This is a genomic window from Polaromonas sp. (genome assembly GCF_029945895.1).
In the GTDB taxonomy this organism is placed as follows: domain Bacteria; phylum Pseudomonadota; class Gammaproteobacteria; order Burkholderiales; family Burkholderiaceae_C; genus Polaromonas.
In genome coordinates this window covers 1-17648 of the sequence record NZ_JAQSDL010000079.1, presented here as the reverse complement: position 1 = coordinate 17648, position 17648 = coordinate 1, and the positions used below count along the sequence as shown (strand labels likewise).

14 protein-coding genes and 2 pseudogenes are annotated in these 17648 nt (G+C 65.3%); 6 read left to right on the top strand and 10 right to left on the bottom strand.

The window, feature by feature from the left end:
- The 4 genes and pseudogenes from PSV33_RS09550 to ssb form a co-directional block, all read right to left on the bottom strand.
- Positions 1–580 (bottom strand): annotated as a pseudogene (locus PSV33_RS09550) (histidine kinase); the annotation flags it as partial.
- Between the two features lie 19 nt (positions 581–599).
- Positions 600–1313 carry a response regulator transcription factor gene (locus PSV33_RS09545; RefSeq protein WP_300560982.1) on the bottom strand — a complete coding sequence of 238 codons (714 nt, stop codon included), beginning with the start codon at positions 1311–1313 and terminating at the stop codon, positions 600–602.
- 251 nt (positions 1314–1564) lie between these two features.
- Positions 1565–2986, bottom strand: a complete 1422-nt coding sequence (locus PSV33_RS09540) for a MipA/OmpV family protein (protein ID WP_300560980.1) — start codon at positions 2984–2986, stop codon at positions 1565–1567.
- 150 nt (positions 2987–3136) lie between these two features.
- Positions 3137–3643 (bottom strand): single-stranded DNA-binding protein, encoded by a 507-nt coding sequence (gene ssb, locus PSV33_RS09535; protein ID WP_300560978.1) that lies wholly within the window; start codon positions 3641–3643, stop codon positions 3137–3139.
- 150 nt (positions 3644–3793) lie between these two features.
- On the opposite strand from ssb, the gene PSV33_RS09530 reads away from it, so the two are divergent.
- Entirely contained in the window at positions 3794–5173 is a 1380-nt protein-coding gene (locus PSV33_RS09530; protein WP_300560977.1) for a chloride channel protein, read from the top strand.
- A 12-nt stretch (positions 5174–5185) separates the two neighbouring features.
- On the opposite strand, the gene PSV33_RS09525 is transcribed toward PSV33_RS09530, so the two are convergent.
- Positions 5186–6376, bottom strand: a complete 1191-nt coding sequence (locus tag PSV33_RS09525; RefSeq protein ID WP_300560975.1) for an MFS transporter — start codon at positions 6374–6376, stop codon at positions 5186–5188.
- 310 nt (positions 6377–6686) lie between these two features.
- On the opposite strand from PSV33_RS09525, the gene uvrA reads away from it, so the two are divergent.
- The 3 genes from uvrA to PSV33_RS09510 all read left to right on the top strand — a co-directional run bounded on the left by uvrA (position 6687) and on the right by PSV33_RS09510 (position 11120).
- Entirely contained in the window at positions 6687–9683 is a 2997-nt protein-coding gene (gene uvrA / locus PSV33_RS09520; protein ID WP_300560984.1) for an excinuclease ABC subunit UvrA, read from the top strand.
- Positions 9684–9756: 73 nt separating this feature from the next.
- Complete coding sequence (locus tag PSV33_RS09515) at positions 9757–10206, top strand: acyl-CoA thioesterase (protein WP_300560973.1); 450 nt, start codon at positions 9757–9759, stop codon at positions 10204–10206.
- Entirely contained in the window at positions 10206–11120 is a 915-nt protein-coding gene (locus PSV33_RS09510) for an EamA family transporter (protein WP_300560971.1), read from the top strand. Before PSV33_RS09515 ends, PSV33_RS09510 begins: the two co-directional genes overlap by 1 nt.
- On the opposite strand, the gene PSV33_RS09505 is transcribed toward PSV33_RS09510, so the two are convergent.
- Positions 11107–12024, bottom strand: a complete 918-nt coding sequence (locus PSV33_RS09505) for a LysR family transcriptional regulator (protein ID WP_300560968.1) — start codon at positions 12022–12024, stop codon at positions 11107–11109. The two genes, PSV33_RS09510 and PSV33_RS09505, sit on opposite strands and share 14 nt — an antisense overlap.
- Positions 12025–12136: 112 nt before the next feature.
- Here PSV33_RS09505 and PSV33_RS09500 point away from each other — a divergent pair.
- A pseudogene (locus tag PSV33_RS09500) lies at positions 12137–12782 on the top strand (NAD(P)-dependent oxidoreductase).
- Positions 12783–12892: 110 nt separating this feature from the next.
- Here PSV33_RS09500 and PSV33_RS09495 read toward each other — a convergent pair.
- The 4 genes from PSV33_RS09495 to pyrF form a co-directional block, all read right to left on the bottom strand.
- Positions 12893–13870, bottom strand: coding sequence for a succinylglutamate desuccinylase/aspartoacylase family protein (locus PSV33_RS09495; RefSeq protein WP_300560966.1), 978 nt, complete (start codon positions 13868–13870; stop codon positions 12893–12895).
- A complete protein-coding gene (locus PSV33_RS09490; RefSeq protein WP_300560964.1) occupies positions 13863–14846 on the bottom strand; it encodes a tripartite tricarboxylate transporter substrate binding protein in 984 nt (327 codons plus the stop codon). Before PSV33_RS09490 ends, PSV33_RS09495 begins: the two co-directional genes overlap by 8 nt.
- Positions 14847–14943: 97 nt before the next feature.
- A complete protein-coding gene (locus PSV33_RS09485; RefSeq protein ID WP_300560961.1) occupies positions 14944–15843 on the bottom strand; it encodes a LysR family transcriptional regulator in 900 nt (299 codons plus the stop codon).
- Positions 15844–15875: 32 nt separating this feature from the next.
- A complete protein-coding gene (pyrF, locus tag PSV33_RS09480) occupies positions 15876–16700 on the bottom strand; it encodes an orotidine-5'-phosphate decarboxylase (protein ID WP_300560960.1) in 825 nt (274 codons plus the stop codon).
- Between the two features lie 85 nt (positions 16701–16785).
- On the opposite strand from pyrF, the gene PSV33_RS09475 reads away from it, so the two are divergent.
- Positions 16786–17648 (top strand): DMT family transporter (locus PSV33_RS09475; protein ID WP_300560957.1); only part of this gene is annotated, 863 nt, incomplete at its 3' end.

Sequence of the window (17648 nt, the reverse complement as noted above, 5' to 3'; positions counted from 1 at the left end):
GCGTGAACCACAGGGCCAGCGCCACCATGCCGACCATGAAGCTGAGCACCACCACAATGATGGTGCCGGTCACGCGCCAGAGGTGGTCATCCTGGAAAAGCGGCCGGACCTCCTGGTCCGGGCCCAACACGGGCGCGGCCAGACCGCCGCGCCGGCCGACGTCGGCCCGCACACGAATCAGGAGGCGGTTCTCGGCCTTGAGCAGGTCCGTCGCAACCGGAATGTAGCGCGGAACCTTGGCAAAGTCGCTGCCGTTGTAGCTTGACAGGTCGCCCTTCCTGTCCAGCAGGTTGCCGTTAAGCCAGACCTCATAGGCATTGCCCAGCCGGGGAATGTAAATGGCATAAGCGTCGGCCGCGGTGGCGGGGGGGGCGAAGTCGATCTCGAACGACGCAGCGCCCGCCAGCCCGGGGTGGCGCCGGTCCCAGTGGTAGGGCAAATCCACATTGGACGGCACCGGTGCCGCACCCTGCAGGGTGATGAGGGCCCGAGCCTGGCGCAGTTCCTGCACCTCGGCCCGGGCGCTGCCCCACCAGAGCAAGGCACACACCAGCCCACACCAGAGACTGCGGGCGCGCATGTCTTCAGGCCACCACGGGTTAGCGCGGGTCGGCCGCCGACGGCGGCTGCAGCAGGCCCAGGCGGGTCGCTTCGTAGACCGCCTCGCTTTTGGAGTGCACCGCGAGTTTGGTGTAGAGGTTCTTGATGTGGGACTGGACGGTGTGCACGCTCACGCTTTTGAGCCTTGAAATTTCCGCATAGGAAAAGCCGCGCGCAATCAGTTCCAGCACCTCCTGTTCACGGACGGACAGCAAGGTGCGCACCAGTCCGCCCGTGGGCGCCCCGGCAGCAGCAGCAGGCGGCACCTGGTCGACCAGGTGCAGCGCGCGGTACTTGGCCAGCACCCGGCGCGCAATCATTGGCGAGATCGGCGAGGCGCCGTCCTTCATCTCCAGAATTGTGTGGGCAATGTTGTCCGGGGTGAAATCCTTCTGGATATAACCGAGCGCCCCGGCCTCGACGCTGGACAACACGCTGTCTTCGTCGCCGAACATGGAAATCACCAGCGCCTCGCACGAGGGCCGCAGGCGTCCTGCCAGCCGGATCAGGTCCAGCCCGTTGCCGTCGGGCAAGGCCAGGTCGGTCAGCAGGATGTCGATGGCCTGGCTCTTGTCCTCGATCAGTGCCCGCGCTTCATCGAAAGTGCCCACACCGGCAACCAGATGCAATTGCCCACAGCGTGACACGCTGTCCGCGAAGAAGTCCCGCGTCGGAACATCGTCTTCAACAATCAGTACGCGCCATTCGGGCATGGGTGAAGTCTTTGGAAGGGGCTGCACAGCAGCTGATGATAAGGGCTCGCCTCAGGGAGAGCAGGCGTGACACGCGCTGGTGGCACAGGCGTCAGTCTCCACTGTCAACCGTGCACCTGCCGGATGCAATCCCCCGTTTATGGGGCCGGCCGTCCCTGGCGCCGGCGTCTTCCAGCCATTGACAGCCAAACAGGCCTTGCGCCCTTTTCAGACGGGCGCCATCAGCTCTGTTTTTGATAGCAACGAGTGTCCTACAGCACGGTTTCGAGGTAGGTGTAGATGTAGTTGGAACCGCCGTTGACATTGCCCAGCAGACGCGAGGCGCCAAAGATCCCGGAGCGGTGCGACACGCCGAGGCCGAGGTAGGTGTTCTTCAGCGCGCGTGAACCGATCAGGTCGCCCATGCTGAAGTCAATGCTGGGATCCAGGTAGTTGAGCAGGCGGGACGTCCCGCGCCCGCGAAGCGCCTGGCTGCTGGACTCGCTGTAAGGCACGCGCTGCGCCAGCGAAAGGCCGACGCCCAGACCGAGCCGGGTGTTGACCCGGTGGCTCCAGGGAAATCCGTTGTAGTAGGCCTTGATGAACGCGTCGAGCTGCAGTCCATTGGTGGCCAGCCCGCGGTCGTCGTGCTGCAGCACGCCGATGTAACCGACGATGTCCAGCGGCCAGCCATTGAACTGCTTGATCAGGGGTTTGCCGATCTGGACACCGGCGATGCGGGTGGCGTTGACGGTGGCCGTCTTGGCGCAGCGCAGGGTCACAATTTTCACCAGGTGGCAGCCGTCGGCGGTGGACTTGCCGTAAAGCACCTTGACATGGGTTGGCGAGCTTTCCTCGTCCCAGTTCTGCTGATGGACACCGAAGTCATAGGAGGCGCCAAAAAACACGGCAGTCTGCGCCCCCTTGCGGACAATCGGGCTGCCCTGAATCCTGCCGGACAGGTCGGTCCGGGAGAGGCCACCCATCAGGCGCCAGCCATCGCTCAGCGCATAAACGGCATCCAGTGCCAGCGTGGTGTTGATGCCGCTGCCAGGCAGGTAGGACGGTCGGCTGGCCGTGGCTTCGCCCGGGCGCACACCGTAGTAATAGTTGTTGAGCCGGGCATCTCGGGCCGCGACCGTCAGGCTGGGCCGGAGTGCCAGCCGGCCGGAGCGGAAGTCGTAGCTGTAGCCCAGGCGAAGCTCACTGCCCTTGGAGAAACCGGAGATGTCATGCAGGAATTCGGCCTTCAGGTTGCCCCAGGGCTGACGCTGCCGCCAGGACAGGCCGGCGTCCAGGCCGGCGTCGCGCTCGGCCATGCCCGCCAGGCTGGCCGGTCTGCGGTCGTCACTGAAGCCCTCAAAGCGCTGGTCTACAAAAAGATCCAGCCGCTGGGCCTCGTCCTTCAGGAGTTTCACCCCGATGCGGCTGGTGTGCAGGAACAGCCGTTCCCCTTCGTAGAGGTACAGCGGCATCAGGTCGTACCGCACGCCACCGCCGACGTAGGGCGACTGTTCCGCACGCACCGCCATCCCCAGGCCCGCGCTGCCGGGCGCTCCCGCGAGCAGTTCCCCGAGTTCGTCACTGCCTGCATGCGCCGCCGGCGCCAGCAGGCAGCTGGCGGACAACAGCAGTCCGCCCAGCGCGGACAGGCGTGCAGCGCTATTTTTTTTCGGGACAAGGGGGGAGATCATCGCGGCTTTTCCTCAGTTGGCAGACTTTCATCCTAGCCAACAACCGCCCCATGACACAGCCCCGCCGTCAAAACGGGGCCCGCACCTACAGGGGCGCAGGATGACGGTTGACAAAAACCGTTGCGTGAACGGTTCAGACCGGCCAGCGGGTCAGAACGGGATGTCGTCGTCCATGTCGTCAAAGCCGCTGGCGGCCTTGGTCGGTGCGGGCGCCGGCGCACGGGGGGCCGGCGCCGGTGCACGGGGCGCGGCCGCCGGCGGACGGGAATACTGGCGTTCGCCGCCCTCCTCACCGCCATCGTGGCCGCCCGGGCCGCCCATGCCTTCACGGCTGCCCAGCATCTGCATCTCGCTGGCAATGATGTCGGTGGCGTACTTCTCGACGCCGTCCTTGTCGGTGTATTTGCGGGTCTTCAGACGGCCTTCGATATACACCGAGCGGCCCTTCTTGAGGTACTCACCGACGATTTCGGCCTGCCGACCGAAGAAGCTGACCCGGTGCCATTCGGTCTCCTCGACCATCTCACCAGCCTTGTTCTTGTACTTGCTGCTGGTGGCCAATGCGATGTTGGCCACGGCGTCCCCGCTGGGCAGGTAACGCACTTCGGGGTCGCGGCCCAGGTTGCCGACGAGAATGACTTTGTTGACTGATGCCATGGATGCCGCCTCTTGATGTGATGGAATCGGGAGAGTTCGAAAAGGCGCCCGAAGACACCGGATACACGATTGTGCCGCATTCCGTGCGCCGCAATAGCCGCCTTGCGCAGCCACACCGGCGCGTCTCCCATGCCACAATGAGCCGTCGCCATGAATCACCGCGAACCGAACTTCCTCGAAAACCTGCAAGCCGAATTGTCGAATGGACGACTGTGGTTTGACCGCGGCGTTGTGCTGGTCTATGCGGCGGCGGCCGGCCTCTTCGTCGTTGTCTTCACTTTGCTGAGCGAATGGGCTTTCGGCCTGTTTGAGCAACTCCATGACCACAACCGTTGGCTCCTGCTGCTCTGGACGCCGGCGCTGACTGCCGCCATCGTCTGGCTCACGCGACGCTATTTTCCGGGGGCCGGGGGCTCTGGCATCCCGCAGGTGATGGCGGCGCTGGACCCGGCCCTTCCCGCCCATGAACGACGCCGCTTTGTGTCCCTGCGCCTGACGTTGGGAAAAATCGGCCTGTCGTCGGCAGGTTTGCTGGCCGGCCTGTCGATAGGCCGGGAAGGTCCCTCGGTGCAAGTCGCTGCGGGTGTCATGCAACACGCGCGGCGCTGGCTGCGACCGGACACCGGCATGAGCAACCATGCCTTGCTGGTGGCCGGCGGCGCCGCAGGCATCGCCGCGGCCTTCAATGCGCCGCTCGCCGGGGTGGTGTTCGCCATCGAGGAGTTATCCCGCAAGCTGGAGTCGCGCAACAGCGGCCTGATCATCACGGCCATCGTGCTGGCCGGCCTGATGGGGGTGTCGGCGTTTGGCAATGTGACGTATTTCGGCGTGATCCGTGTTCCGGTGCTGGGTTGGGCGTCGCTCTTGCCCGGCCTGACCGTGGCGCTGAGCTGCGGCGTGCTCGGCGGCCTGTTTGCGCGCCTGCTCGCGGCTTCATTGACCGGTTCTCCCGAACGTTTCAACCTGTGGCGCAACCGTTATCCGGTGCGCTTTGCCGCGGCCGGGGGCCTGGTGATCGCGGTGATCGGGCTGGTCAGCGATGGCGCCACCTTCGGCGCGGGTTCGCACGCGGTCAAACAGATGCTGGCCGGAGAAACGTCGGTGCCGTCCCTGTTTGTGCTGCTCAAGTTTGTGGCCACGTGGCTGGCCGCCTGGTGTGGCGTTCCGGGGGGCATCTTTGCGCCCGCCCTGTCGATAGGTGCAGGCGTCGGCCACAATATTGCGGCATTGACCAGCCCCGACATCGGGGCGGCCCTGATCGCCATGGGCATGGCCGCTTTTCTGGCGGCGGTCACTCAGGCGCCGCTGACGGCATTCATTATCGTGATGGAAATGGTGGACGGCCGGGCCATGGTGCTCAGCCTGATGATGGCGGCCATGTTTGCGAGCCTGGTTTCGCGCATGATCAGCCGGCCGCTTTATGCCACGCTGGCCGACTACATGATCAGCCAGCTGCCACCTTCAGCACCTCCTGCGCCAGCCGAGCCACCTGAGACCGCCACCGCGCCGGACAGGCCGACGGGGCACTGACGCGACTCCGGTTCAGGCCGGCGCCACCACCGCTTGTCTGCCTGGGGCATACATCGGCCAGGCCACCACCAGCCACAAGAGCATCAGGCCGCCGCAGGCTGCAAACAGCGTCTGGGGGCCCGCTGTCTTGGCCAGCCAGCCGCCGAGGGCGCCGCCGGCAAAAAGGCCCAGCGACTGCAACATGTTGTAAACCCCCAAAGCCGCACCGCGCGAGCGGGCCGGCGCCAGACGCGAAACCAGGCTGGGCTGACTGGCTTCCAGGATGTTGAAGCCGCAGAAGAACAGGAACAGCAGGACGCCCAGGTTGACCAGCGTCGGCGTGCCCTGCAGGGCCGTTGCCATCAGGCCGAATTGCACCAGTGCAATCAGACCGACAGCGCTCAGGAAAACAGCGCGCAGGTAGCCGCGCCTTTCGAGCGGAAACAGTGAAAACCCCATGACCAGAAAAGAACCCAGCACCGCCGGCAGGTAGATCTGCCAGTGGTTGTCCTTGTTCAGCCCGGCCTGCACCAGCAAGGCCGGGGTGGCCACCCACATGGCCAGTTGCACCGCGTGCAGCACAAACACGCCCAGATCAAGGCGCAGCAGGGCCGGGTGGCTCAGCACCTCAGCCAGGCTGCCGCGCGGCCGGTTCACGTGTTGCGCCGGCTCGGGCGGCACCCACCAGATCACCACCGCGATGCCAGCCAGCGCCAGCGAACCGGTGAAGGCAAACAACCCACCCAGACCGATCTGTGCGGCCAGCAACGGCGCGAGCACCAGGGACAGCGCAAACATCAGGGCGATGCTGGCGCCGACCAGCGCCATGGCCTTGGTGCGCACCTCGTCGCGTGTGGTGTCGGCCAGCAGCGCAGTGACGGCGGCAGAGATGGCGCCAGCGCCCTGCAACGACCGGCCAAAAATCAGCCAGGTCAGATCGGGTGCCCAGGCGGCGACAAAACTGCCGAGCGCAAACACCAGCAGGCCGAACACGATGACCTTCTTGCGGCCCAGCCGATCGGAGGCCATGCCAAAGGGAATCTGCAGCAGGCCCTGGGTCAGGCCATAAATACCCATGGCCAGACCGACACGCGCCGGGTCGTCACCGCCCGGGTAACGCGCCGCCTCCAGCGCAAACACGGGCAGCACCAGAAAGAGCCCGAGCATGCGCAGCGCAAAAATGGTGGCCAGCGACGCGCTGGCGCGCCGCTCGGTCGCGGTCATGGGAAAGGAAGGCTGGTGGGGGCGGGCTGGAGACACAGAGGATGGCTGGAAAATTTGAAGGGCGCAAAAAAGGCGGGCGGGTCTTTCGCGAAAACGCTGGGCCTATTGTCTTAGAAGTTGACTGCGCTTCATTTGCCCTGGCGCAAGCACGAACCGCGCCCGCGCCGGGAGGCGGGAATGCCGCCCCATAAGCCGGGCAGGCCGAAAAAGGCACTTCAGTCTATGATGGAGGGTTTTGCGGCGCCCCTACACAGTGAACTCTCCCACCGACGGCCAATACCTCTCCCCCGCAGCTGCAGACGGCAGGCAGGTGGTCGAACCCGACCAGAGCCGCTACCTGGCGCAGGCTTTGGCGGCGCAACGCATCAGCATCCGCGGCGCGCGCACGCACAACCTCAAGAACATCGACCTCGACATCCCGCGCAACCAGCTGGTGGTGATCACCGGACTGAGCGGTTCCGGCAAGTCCTCACTGGCTTTTGACACGCTGTACGCCGAAGGCCAGCGCCGTTATGTGGAAAGCCTGTCCACCTATGCGCGCCAGTTCCTGCAGCTGATGGACAAGCCCGATGTGGACATGATTGAAGGCCTGTCGCCGGCGATCTCCATCGAGCAGAAAGCCACCAGCCACAACCCGCGCTCCACCGTGGGCACGGTGACCGAGATCCACGACTACCTGCGCCTGCTGTTTGCGCGCGCCGGCACGCCTTTCTGCCCCGACCATGACCTGCCGCTCCAGGCGCAGAGCGTCAGCGAGATGGTCGACCATGTGCTGGCCCTGCCCGAAGACACCAAACTCATGATCCTGGCGCCGGTGGCGCGTGAGCGCAAGGGCGAGTTTGTCGACGTCTTCGCCGAGATGCAGGCCCACGGTTATGTGCGTTTTCGCGTTGACGGCACGGCTTATGAATTCGACGAATTGCCCAAGCTCAAGAAGGCCGAGAAACACAACATCGACGTGGTGATCGACCGGCTCAAGGTGCGGCCCGACATGCAGCAGCGGCTGGCCGAGAGTTTTGAAGCCGCGCTGCGCCTGGCCGACGGCAAGGCGATCGCGATGGAGATGGATTCGGGCCAGGAACACCTGTTCAGCGCGAAGTTCTCCTGCCCGGTCTGCAGCTACTCGCTCAGCGAGATGGAGCCGCGGCTGTTTTCCTTCAACTCGCCGGTGGGCGCCTGTCCGAGTTGCGACGGCCTGGGCCACATGGAGTTTTTCGACCCGGCGCGTGTGGTGGCCTTCCCGTCGCTGAGCCTGGCCAGCGGCGCGGTCAAGGGCTGGGACAGGCGCAATGCCTATTATTTTTCGATGCTCGAGAGTCTGGCCAAACACTACAGCTTCGACATCGACACCGCGTTTGAAAAATTGCCCGATGCCGTTCAGCAGGTGGTGTTGCATGGCTCGGGCGAGGAAGACATCAAGTTCAGCTACATCCTCGACTCGGGCGCCAATGCCGGCAAAAAACACACCAAAAAACACCCCTTCGAAGGCGTGATCACCAACTTCGAGCGGCGTTACCGCGAGACCGACTCGGCGGCGGTGCGCGAGGAACTGTCCCGCTATCGCAGCCTGCAGCCCTGCCCCGACTGCGAAGGCACCCGCCTGCGCCGCGAGGCGCGCCATGTGTACCTGGTCGGGGCGGACAGCCGCAAGGCAATTTATGAAATCAGCAACATCACGCTGCGCGAAAGTTTCGACTACTTCAACACGCTGACCATGGAAGGCGCCAAGGCCGAGATTGCCGGCAAGGTGGTGCGCGAGATTGGCCTGCGCCTGAAGTTCCTCAACGACGTGGGCCTGAACTACCTGAGCCTGGACCGCAGCGCCGAAACGCTGTCGGGCGGCGAGTCGCAGCGCATCCGCCTGGCCTCACAGATCGGCTCTGGCCTGACCGGCGTGATGTATGTGCTCGACGAGCCCAGCATCGGCCTGCACCAGCGCGACAACGACCGCCTGATCGGCACGCTCAAACATCTGCGCGACATCGGCAACAGCGTGCTGGTGGTGGAACATGACGAAGACATGATCCGCGCCGCCGACCACGTGATCGATATGGGGCCCGGCGCCGGCATTCACGGCGGACGCGTGATGGCCCAGGGCACGTATGCCGAGGTGCTGGCCAACCCCGACTCGCTGACTGGCAAGTATTTGTCGCAGGTGCTGAAGATCGAGGTGCCCAAGCGCCGCACGCCCTGGCTGCCCACGGTGGTGAAAGCCCCTTACCGCGACCCGAAGAAACCGTCGAAGTTTGCGCCCAGCGCGGCCGGCGTCAAACGCGCCGCACGCGAAGCCGAACACCTGCTGACCCAGGGCGACCTGCAGGCCATCAAGGTCATCAAGGCCAGTGGCCACAACCTTCAAGGCGTCAGTGTCGATTTCCCGGTCGGCCTGCTGACCTGCGTGACCGGTGTCTCGGGTTCGGGCAAATCGACCCTGGTCAACGACACGCTGTACGCGGCAGTGGCGCGCACCCTGTACCGCGCGCATGAGGAGCCGGCAGCGCACGAAAGCATCGAGGGCATCGAGCATTTCGACAAGGTCATCAATGTGGATCAGTCCCCCATCGGCCGCACGCCGCGCAGCAACCCGGCCACCTACACCGGCCTGTTCACACCGATCCGCGAGTTGATGGCCGAGATGAACACCGCGCGTGAACGCGGCTACGGCGCCGGCCGCTTCAGTTTCAACGTGGCCGGCGGACGCTGCGAGGCCTGCCAGGGCGACGGCGTGGTGAAAGTCGAGATGCACTTCCTGCCCGACGTCTACGTGCCCTGCGACGTCTGCAAGGGCATGCGTTACAACCGCGAAACGCTTGAGGTCCAGTACAAGGGCAAAAACATCGCGCAGATCCTGGACCTCACGGTGGAAGACGCGGCCGAGTTCTTCAAGGCGGTGCCGGTGATTGCGCGCAAGCTGCACACCCTGCTCGACGTGGGCCTGAGTTACATCAAGCTCGGCCAGGCGGCGACCACGCTGTCGGGAGGCGAGGCGCAGCGCGTCAAGCTGGCGCTTGAATTGTCCAAGCGGGACACCGGCCGCACGCTCTACATCCTGGACGAGCCGACCACCGGCCTGCACTTTGCCGACATTGACCTGCTGCTCAAGGTGCTGCACCAGCTGCGCGACGCGGGCAACACCATCGTGGTGATTGAACACAACCTCGACGTCATCAAGACTGCCGACTGGCTGATCGACATGGGCCCCGAGGGCGGCGCCGGTGGCGGCACCGTCGTGGGGGTCGGCACACCCGAAGAGCTGGCGGCCAACCCGGCCAGCCACACCGGGCGTTACCTGCAGCGACTTTTATAGAAAAAACCGGCTGCAGCCCAAAAGGGACGGGCGCAAACAGCTATTATTTTCGTAGCATTTCACAAGGAGCCCCATGTCGTCGATCACCCTGCGTTTTCTCGCCGAACCGAGCACCATCAACTTCGGCGGCAAGGTCCACGGCGGCACCGTCATGAAGTGGATTGACGAAGCCGGTTATGCCTGCGCCACGCGCTGGGCCAAACGCTACTGCGTCACGGTATCGGTCGGCAGCATCCGCTTCCAGCGCCCCATCATGATCGGCGACCTGGTGGAGGTGGAGGCGCGGCTGGCCTACACCGGCACGACCAGCATGAATATCTCTGTCGAGGTCCGTGCCGGCGACATGAAAACAGGTCAGATGGAACTCATTACCGAATGTGTGGTGGTGTTTGTGGCGGTGGACCCGGACGGCAAAACCATTCCTGTGGAAGCCTGGATGCCGGAGACGCCCGGTGACATTGCCCTGGCGCAGCACGTCAGAACCCATCTGAACGCCGCACGCGTTGCGCTGCCGGGCGTGTGATGCGGCCCGCTGCCCTGACTGGCCGCGACCTCGCGGCCGCCCTCGTGGTGGTGGTGGTCTGGGGCGTCAATTTTGTGGTGATGAAATTCGCGCTGCGCGATTTCACGCCCCTGCAGCTGGGCGCCGCGCGTTATGTGTTTGCCGTGCTGCCGCTGCTGCTGTTTGTCAGGCCGCCCGCCATCCCGTGGAAATGGCTGGCCCTCTACGGCCTGTTCCAGGGTGTCGGGCAGTTCGGCATCCTGTTCCTCGCGCTGAAAGTCGGCATGACGGCGGCGTTGGCCTCGGTGCTGCTGCAGACCCAGGTATTTTTCACCGCGCTGTTCGGCTTTGTACTGCTGCGCGAGCGTGCCAGCCGGCCGCTGCAGGCCGGCATGGTGCTCGCGGCGCTGGGCCTGGCCTGCTTTGCGATGAACTACCTGGCGCCGGCCGACGGGGGCGCTGTCGCCGCCACCACGCTGGCGGGTTTCCTGCTGACACTGGGCGCCGCGGCCATGTGGGCCATGTCCAACATCGTGGCGCGCCATGTGCAGCAGGGTGGCCGGGCCTATTCGCCGATGGCTTTTGTGGTCTGGAGCAGTGTCTTCGCCATCCTGCCTTTTGTGCTGCTGTCGCTGGTGTTCGACCCCGAGGCCACACGCTGGCAGTGGACCCAGGCCCGCGCCTCCAGCTGGCTGGCGGTGGCCTACCTCGGCTGGGTCGCGACCATCCTGGGCTACAGCCTGTGGACCGGCCTGCTCAAGCGCCACCCCGCCAACCGCGTCGCGCCCTTCAGCCTGGGGGTGCCGGTGGTGGGCCTGACCACCGGCATGCTGGTGCTCGGCGAAGCCATCACGCCCTGGCAATGGGCAGGCATCACGCTGGTGGTGGCGGCGCTGGCCTGCGTGATGCTGGGCGGGCTCATCAAACCACGCTGAGGCGCGTCGGCCCCGCGGCAGGCTGACTGAAATGCGCGGCCAGCAGCTCCAGCGCATGCCGCACCTTGGCGGGCTGCTCGCCGCGTCGCGGCGTTACCGCGTACACCGGCAGGTCGTCCGGTTGCCAACCGGGCAACACCGGCAGAAGGCGGCCGTCGGCCAGCGCGCGGCGGTCGTCGTCGCTGACCACCATGCTGATGCCCCAGCCCGCCACACACAAGGCGTGCAGGGCCGTCACCTGCGTGGCCTGCACGCGCCCCTGCATGCGCACCGTCTGGTGCTCGCCGTCCGGGCCCTGCAGTTCCAGCAGCTCGCCGCCGGCCGCGCCGGGCCGGCCACCCAGCCATTCGTGTTGCAGCAGGTCTTGCGGCTGCGCCGGCCAGCCCCGCCCGGCCAGATAGGCCGGCGATGCGCACAATTGCCGCTTCATGCTGCCGAGCTTGCGCGCCACCAGGGTCGAGTCGGCCAGCGCACCCACACGCAGGGCGATGTCCACGCGGGCCGCTATCAGGTCGATCACCGCGTCGTCCAGCAGCAGGTGCAGCGACAGCTTCGGGTGCGCACGCAAGGGCGCAAGCGCGGTGGCGAGCAGGCCGCCAAAACCAATGGGGGCCGCCAGCCGCAACTCGCCTTCGGGTTGGTCACGCAGGCGCGCCAGGGCCTGTTCGGCCGAGCGCGCCGCGGTCACCATGGCCGCGCAACCGGTGTGATAACGCTCACCGGCTTCGGTCAGCGTGAGCCGCCGGGTGGAACGGTGCAGCAGGGCCAGACCCAGCGACTCCTCGAGCTGGCGCAAATGCTGGCTGACGGCCGACGGTGTCATGCCCAGCTGGCGCGCCGCCGCCGTCAGCGAGCCCGCAGCCACCACCTCGGCAAAAATCGCCATGCGTTTGTAGGAGTCCATGTTCGGCTCTATTGGTTAGTTGTACTTCACAGTATTAGCAATTTCTCCCGGCTATTCAACCATTTATGAAGTAATCAGACTAGAGGCTTCTTTTTACCTTCAGGAGTTTTTCATGAACATCGCACTCATCGGCGCGACCGGTTTTGTCGGTTCCCCCCGTCCTTTCCGAGTTGCTGGGTCGTGGCCACCAGGTCACCGTGCTGGCCCGCACCCCGTCCAAGCTGCCCGCGCAAACGGGTCTGACTGTGCTGAAAGCCGATGCGCTGGATTCAGCGCAGGTGGCCCAAGCCGTCGCCGGCCAGGACGCCGTGATCAGCGCCTACAACCCCGGCTGGAGCCAGCCGAACATCCACGACCTGCACCTGCAGGCCAGCCAGGCCATCGTGCAAGGCGTCAAGGCGGCCGGCCTGAAACGCCTGCTGGTGGTCGGCGGCGCCGGCAGCCTGTACGTCGCACCCGGTTTGCAGCTGGTGGACACGCCCGGGTTTCCGGCCCAGTACAAACAGGGCGCGCGGGCGGCCCGCGAGGCCTTGAACGAACTCAGGAAAGAAACCACGCTGGACTGGAGTTTTGTCTCGCCGCCGATTGCCCTGGCACCGGGCGAGCGCACCGGGAAGTACCGCGTCGGCGCCGACGACCTGCTGCCCGGCCAGGGCGGCCAGCCGGCCGGCATTTCAGTCGCCGACCTGGCCGTGGCCATCGTTGATGAAATCGAGACGTCGCGGCATGTGCAGAAACGGTTTACCGTCGCTCATTGAACCAGATTGGCCCTCTGTCCTTTACACACGGGCGCCGACAGCTACTGAAAACATAGCAAACCAACCCACTGCGACGCCTGCAGACCCCTGCAGCAACCCAGCGGGGGTTTTTACAAAGGCCGGCGGCGCGCGAAACGAACCACGGTAACACCGGCGCGGGCCTGGCGCACCGAAGGCATCACCAGCACACAGTCGTCGTACGGCGTGGTCACAGGCTCGCTGTCGTTCCAGCCAATCACGGTGCCGGCGTGTTCTATCAGCTCCAGCCCCTGGAAGGCGTGGGTAAAGCGGAACCGGTCGTTGCGCGCCACCACCGGGCCGGTGACTTCCAGCACCCACTGGCGCGCGGCATCCGGTTGTTTCCAGCCCGGCAAGGCACGTTGCAGGGTCGCCTCGTCCAGCACCCCGGCGGCCAGCAGGAAACGCAGGCACATGTCCTGCGCCACCACGCGGCTGCCCGGATCGCCATGAAAGCCGCATTCCAGCAGAAGTGAACAGGCTGCCGCGTCCTCGCCCTGCGGGTTGAGTTCTCCAAAACGGCCGAAGTCGCGCATACGCACGCCGTCCTTGTGCCCCGCATCCACCACCACGTGTTCAGGCGCACGCAGGCGGCGGGCCAGCGCCAGGTTGCGTGGCTGCATGCCGGCCAGCAGCAAGGGGGCGGCGCGTTCGTGCATGGAGTGCAGATCCAGCAGCCAGTCGGCCTGCTCGACAAAGGGTCTGAGCTCTGCAGCGCGACGGCGCTCCAGCGTGTTGCCGCTGGCCATGCGATCAACCTGCCACTGGCGATTCATGTCTTCATCGACAAACCGCGAGGCGTCGTGATGAGTGGGGTCAAAGCGGTCAAAGGCCGCCAGGTTGCACAAGGCCAGGGTCAGCCTGCCGCGTTGTGGACGCACACCGGCCTCGAGCAGCCCCTTGATCGCCCACGCCCCGCACAGCTCGTTGCCATGCACCAGCGCGCTGATCATCACCGCCCGCCCGCTTTGCCCGGAGTCGAAGTGCCAGACCCCTTCCACACCGGTGTTGCCGGCGCGCCAGGCAGACAGGTCGGGCACCTGCAGTTCAAAAACCGGCGCTTCAGTCATTCGTGATCCTGGCGTGGTCGATGATCTTCTTGTACTTCGCGGTTTCTGCATTGAGAAACTGGGCCAGATCAATGTTGGACGGCGCCAGGGTGGAGCCGCTGTCTTCCAGTTTCTTGCGCAGCTCGGGCGACTGCAGGGCTTCGGCAAACGCTTTTTTCAAACGGGCCAGCACGGGCTCAGGCAGGTTGGCCGGCCCCATCAGCGCAAACCACACGCCGATATCCACCCCCTTGAGCTTGAGGTTGTCTGCCAGGGGTGCAATATCGGGCGCAACGGCAGACCGCCTGGCCTCGGTGATACCCAGCGCAGTCACTTTGCCGCTGCGGATATGCGGCAGGCCACTGGACAGCACAAACACGCCGAAGTCGATGTTGTTGCCCAGCAGGTCATTGGCCAAAGGTGCCACGCCCCGGTAGGGAATGTGGGTCATGAACAGGCCGTCCTTTTCCTTGACCATCTCGCCTGCCAGATGCAGGGCCGTTCCCACGCCGGAGCTGCCGTAGCTGAACTTGCCGGGGTTCTTCTTGACCAGGCTGAGAAACTGCTCCACGGTCTTGACGCCGGACTTCTGCGAGGCCACCAGCACCATGGGCTGCGAGGCGATCATGCCAATCGGTGTGAAATCCTTGATCTGGTATTTCACCGCGGGGGAAACCATCCGGCTGATGGCGATTTCGTTGTTGGCCCCCACCAGCAAGGTGTAGCCGTCGGGCACGGCGCTGACCACTTTCTGGGCGCCGATCGCGCCGCCGGCACCGCCCACGTTCTCGATCACCACCGGCACGCCCAGCCGCCTGGAAAGTTCATGCGCCAGCGTCCGGCCGGTCAGGTCGGTGCTGCCGCCGGGCGGGTAGCCGACCACGATGGTGATCGGCTTGTTCGGGTAGCCATCGGTCTGGGCCGCCGCGGGAACGGGTACCAGCAGCAACAGGCTGGCGAGAACGGCAGCGCAATGCAGAATATTCAAAGTGGCCATGGCAGATCCTTGGATGTAATGGTGAGCCCATTCTCGGTACCATGCACCCTGGCGTTGTGCCGTTGAAGCACCATCTCGTGCTTTTTCGGCAGACCCTCTACCCGGCCTCCAGCCTGCGCCAGATGGTTTCCGCCAGCGGGGCGAGACGGCGCTTGGGTCGGTAGATGCGCGCCTCAAACCGTATTTCCAGCCGCTTGTCCCCCACACAGGCCAGCTGACCGGCTTTGACGGCACCGGCCGCCATGGACCAGGGCAACCAGGCCACCCCCAGGCCCCTGAGCGCATATTCAAACAAGGCATCGGCCGAATCACACTCCACCACACGGCGCAGGTCCGGCGCTTGCGGATGGTTGGCGAGGTGGTCTTCCACCAGCCGGCCCAGCGCCAGCGTGCCGGCATAGGCCAGATAGGCTGCGGGATGACCCGGCTCGAACCGGTGTTTGGCCTGGCCATGGGCATTCGTGCGTGTCACGGGAACCAGCCGGTCCTGCCCCAGAGTCAGGTGGCTGTATTGCCGGGCGTTGAGCTGCACCGCCAGCAGCGGGTGGTGGTAAGTCAGCATGAAGTCGGCGTCGCCGCGCTCAAGCAACTGGGCTGTCTCGGCCAGCGCCCGCGTCAGGATGCGGAACTCGCCGCCGGCCTGCGTCAGCAGGGGTTGTAGCTTGGCCAGCCAGTCAGCCACCAGCGTGCGCGCCAGCGTACGGCCGGTCGCCAGCGTCACGACACCCTGCTGGCGCCCGGCCACGCCCAGCAAATCTTCGCGCGCATGGCCGAGGCTGCGCATCATCTGCTGGGCGTTGTCCAGCAGACTGGCGCCCGCAGCCGTCAGGGTGACCGGGCTGCTGCCCCGCTCAATCAGCGGCGTGCCGGCCCAGGCTTCCAGCGCCTTGATGCGCCGGCCAAACGCCGGATGGGTGACGTTACGCGCCTCCGCCGCACGGCTGAAATTGCGTGTCTGCGCCAATGCAACAAAATCTTCCAGCCATTTGAGTTGCATGGGGGTCGGCTCCCGGCCTGCTTGCTGGGGCTTCAGCCGCGCGCGGCCTGCAGCACATCCCGCGTCCGGATGGCTTCACGCCGCGCCGCTTCGGCAAAGTCGTCACCCGACGAGGCGTAAATGATGGCGCGGGAGGAGTTGACGATGATGGGTGCACCCGGCCGCCAGCCGGCTTTCACCGTGGCCACGGCGTCGCCGCCCTGCGCACCGACGCCGGGAATCAGCAGCGGCAAGCTCGGTGCCACCGCACGTACCCGTTCGATCTCTGCCGGGTAGGTCGCGCCCACCACCAGGCCGAGCTGGCCGTTGAGGTTCCACGGGCCCTGCGCCAGGCGCGCCACATGTTCGTAGAGCAGCGGCTGGCCTTCGATGGAGGCCAGGCGCTGGTTCTGCAGGTCGTCACCGCCGGGGTTGGAGGTACGGCAGAGCAAAAAAGCACCCTTGCCTGCGTGCTTGAGATAGGGCGCGACCGAGTCAAACCCCATGAAGGGCGAGAGGGTCACCGCGTCGGCGCCGTAACGCTCAAAGGCCTCAATCGCGTACTGCTCGGCGGTGCTGCCGATGTCGCCGCGTTTGGCGTCCAGGATGATGGGCACCTGCGGCGCCACGCGGCGCATGTGTTCCATCAGGCGTTCGAGCTGGCCTTCGGCGCGGTGCGCGGCGAAGTAGGCGATCTGCGGCTTGAAGGCGATGGCCAGATCGGCCGTGGCGTCCACGATGGCCGCACAGAAGTCGTAGATCTTGTTGGCGTCGCCCTTGAGTTTGCCCGGGAACTTCGTGGGCTCCGGGTCCAGGCCCACACACAGCATCGATTGGTTCTGGCGCTCAGCCGCGCCCAGCATCTCGAGGAAAGTCATACGTTATTGTAAGAAGGTGCCCGAAACGGGTGCCCCGGCAAAGCGGGACAATAAGCACACATACCAATCACGGAGACCGAGAGCCATGCATCTGAGCCGACAACAACTCGTCCTGCTGGTTTTGCTGACGCTGGCCTGGGGCATCAACTGGCCCATCATGAAAGTCGGCGTGGCCGATTTTCCGCCTTTGAGCTTTCGCGCGCTGTCCATCTGGCTGGGCATCCCCGTGCTGGGCGCGGCCATGCTGCTGATGAAGGTACCGTTTTTTGTGCCGCGCGAGAAGTACCGCGAGCTGTTCTGGCTGGCGTTTTCCAACATGTTTGTCTGGCACGGGCTGATCATCCTGGCGGTCAAAAACCTCAGCAGCGGGCGCGCCGCCATTCTGGGCTACACCATGCCGATTTTTTCGGCGCTGTTCGGCGCGTGGTTCTTCGGCAACCAGCTCCAGCGCCGCAGCTGGCTGGGTGTGGCGGCTGCCGCGTTGGGCGTGTCGCTGCTGCTGTGGCACGAGCTGACCAACCTGTCGGGCCGGCCCATCGGGGTGTTGTGCGCGCTGGCCGCCGCAGCGACCTGGGCCGTCGGCACGCAGAAGCTGCGCAACACCACGATTCCGGTCGCCACCCTGACGATTTCCTTCTGGATGACGGTGATGACGGCGGTGGTGATGACCGGGCTGAGCGCCCTTTTTGAAATGCCGCAGTGGAAGGCACCGCCGGCCATCAGTTGGGCCTCGATTCTCTACAACGCCGTGATCATTTTCGGTTTTGCCCACGCCGCCTGGTTTTTTCTGGCACGCACCCTGCCACCCATCGCCTCCACCCTGAGCGTGATGATGATCCCCATCCTTGGCGTGTTCGCCGGCGCGCTCGGCCTGGGCGAGGTCCTGCACTGGCAGGACTGGGCCGCCGTGGTGCTGATGGTGGTGGCGATCGCCTCGGTGCTGGCGCC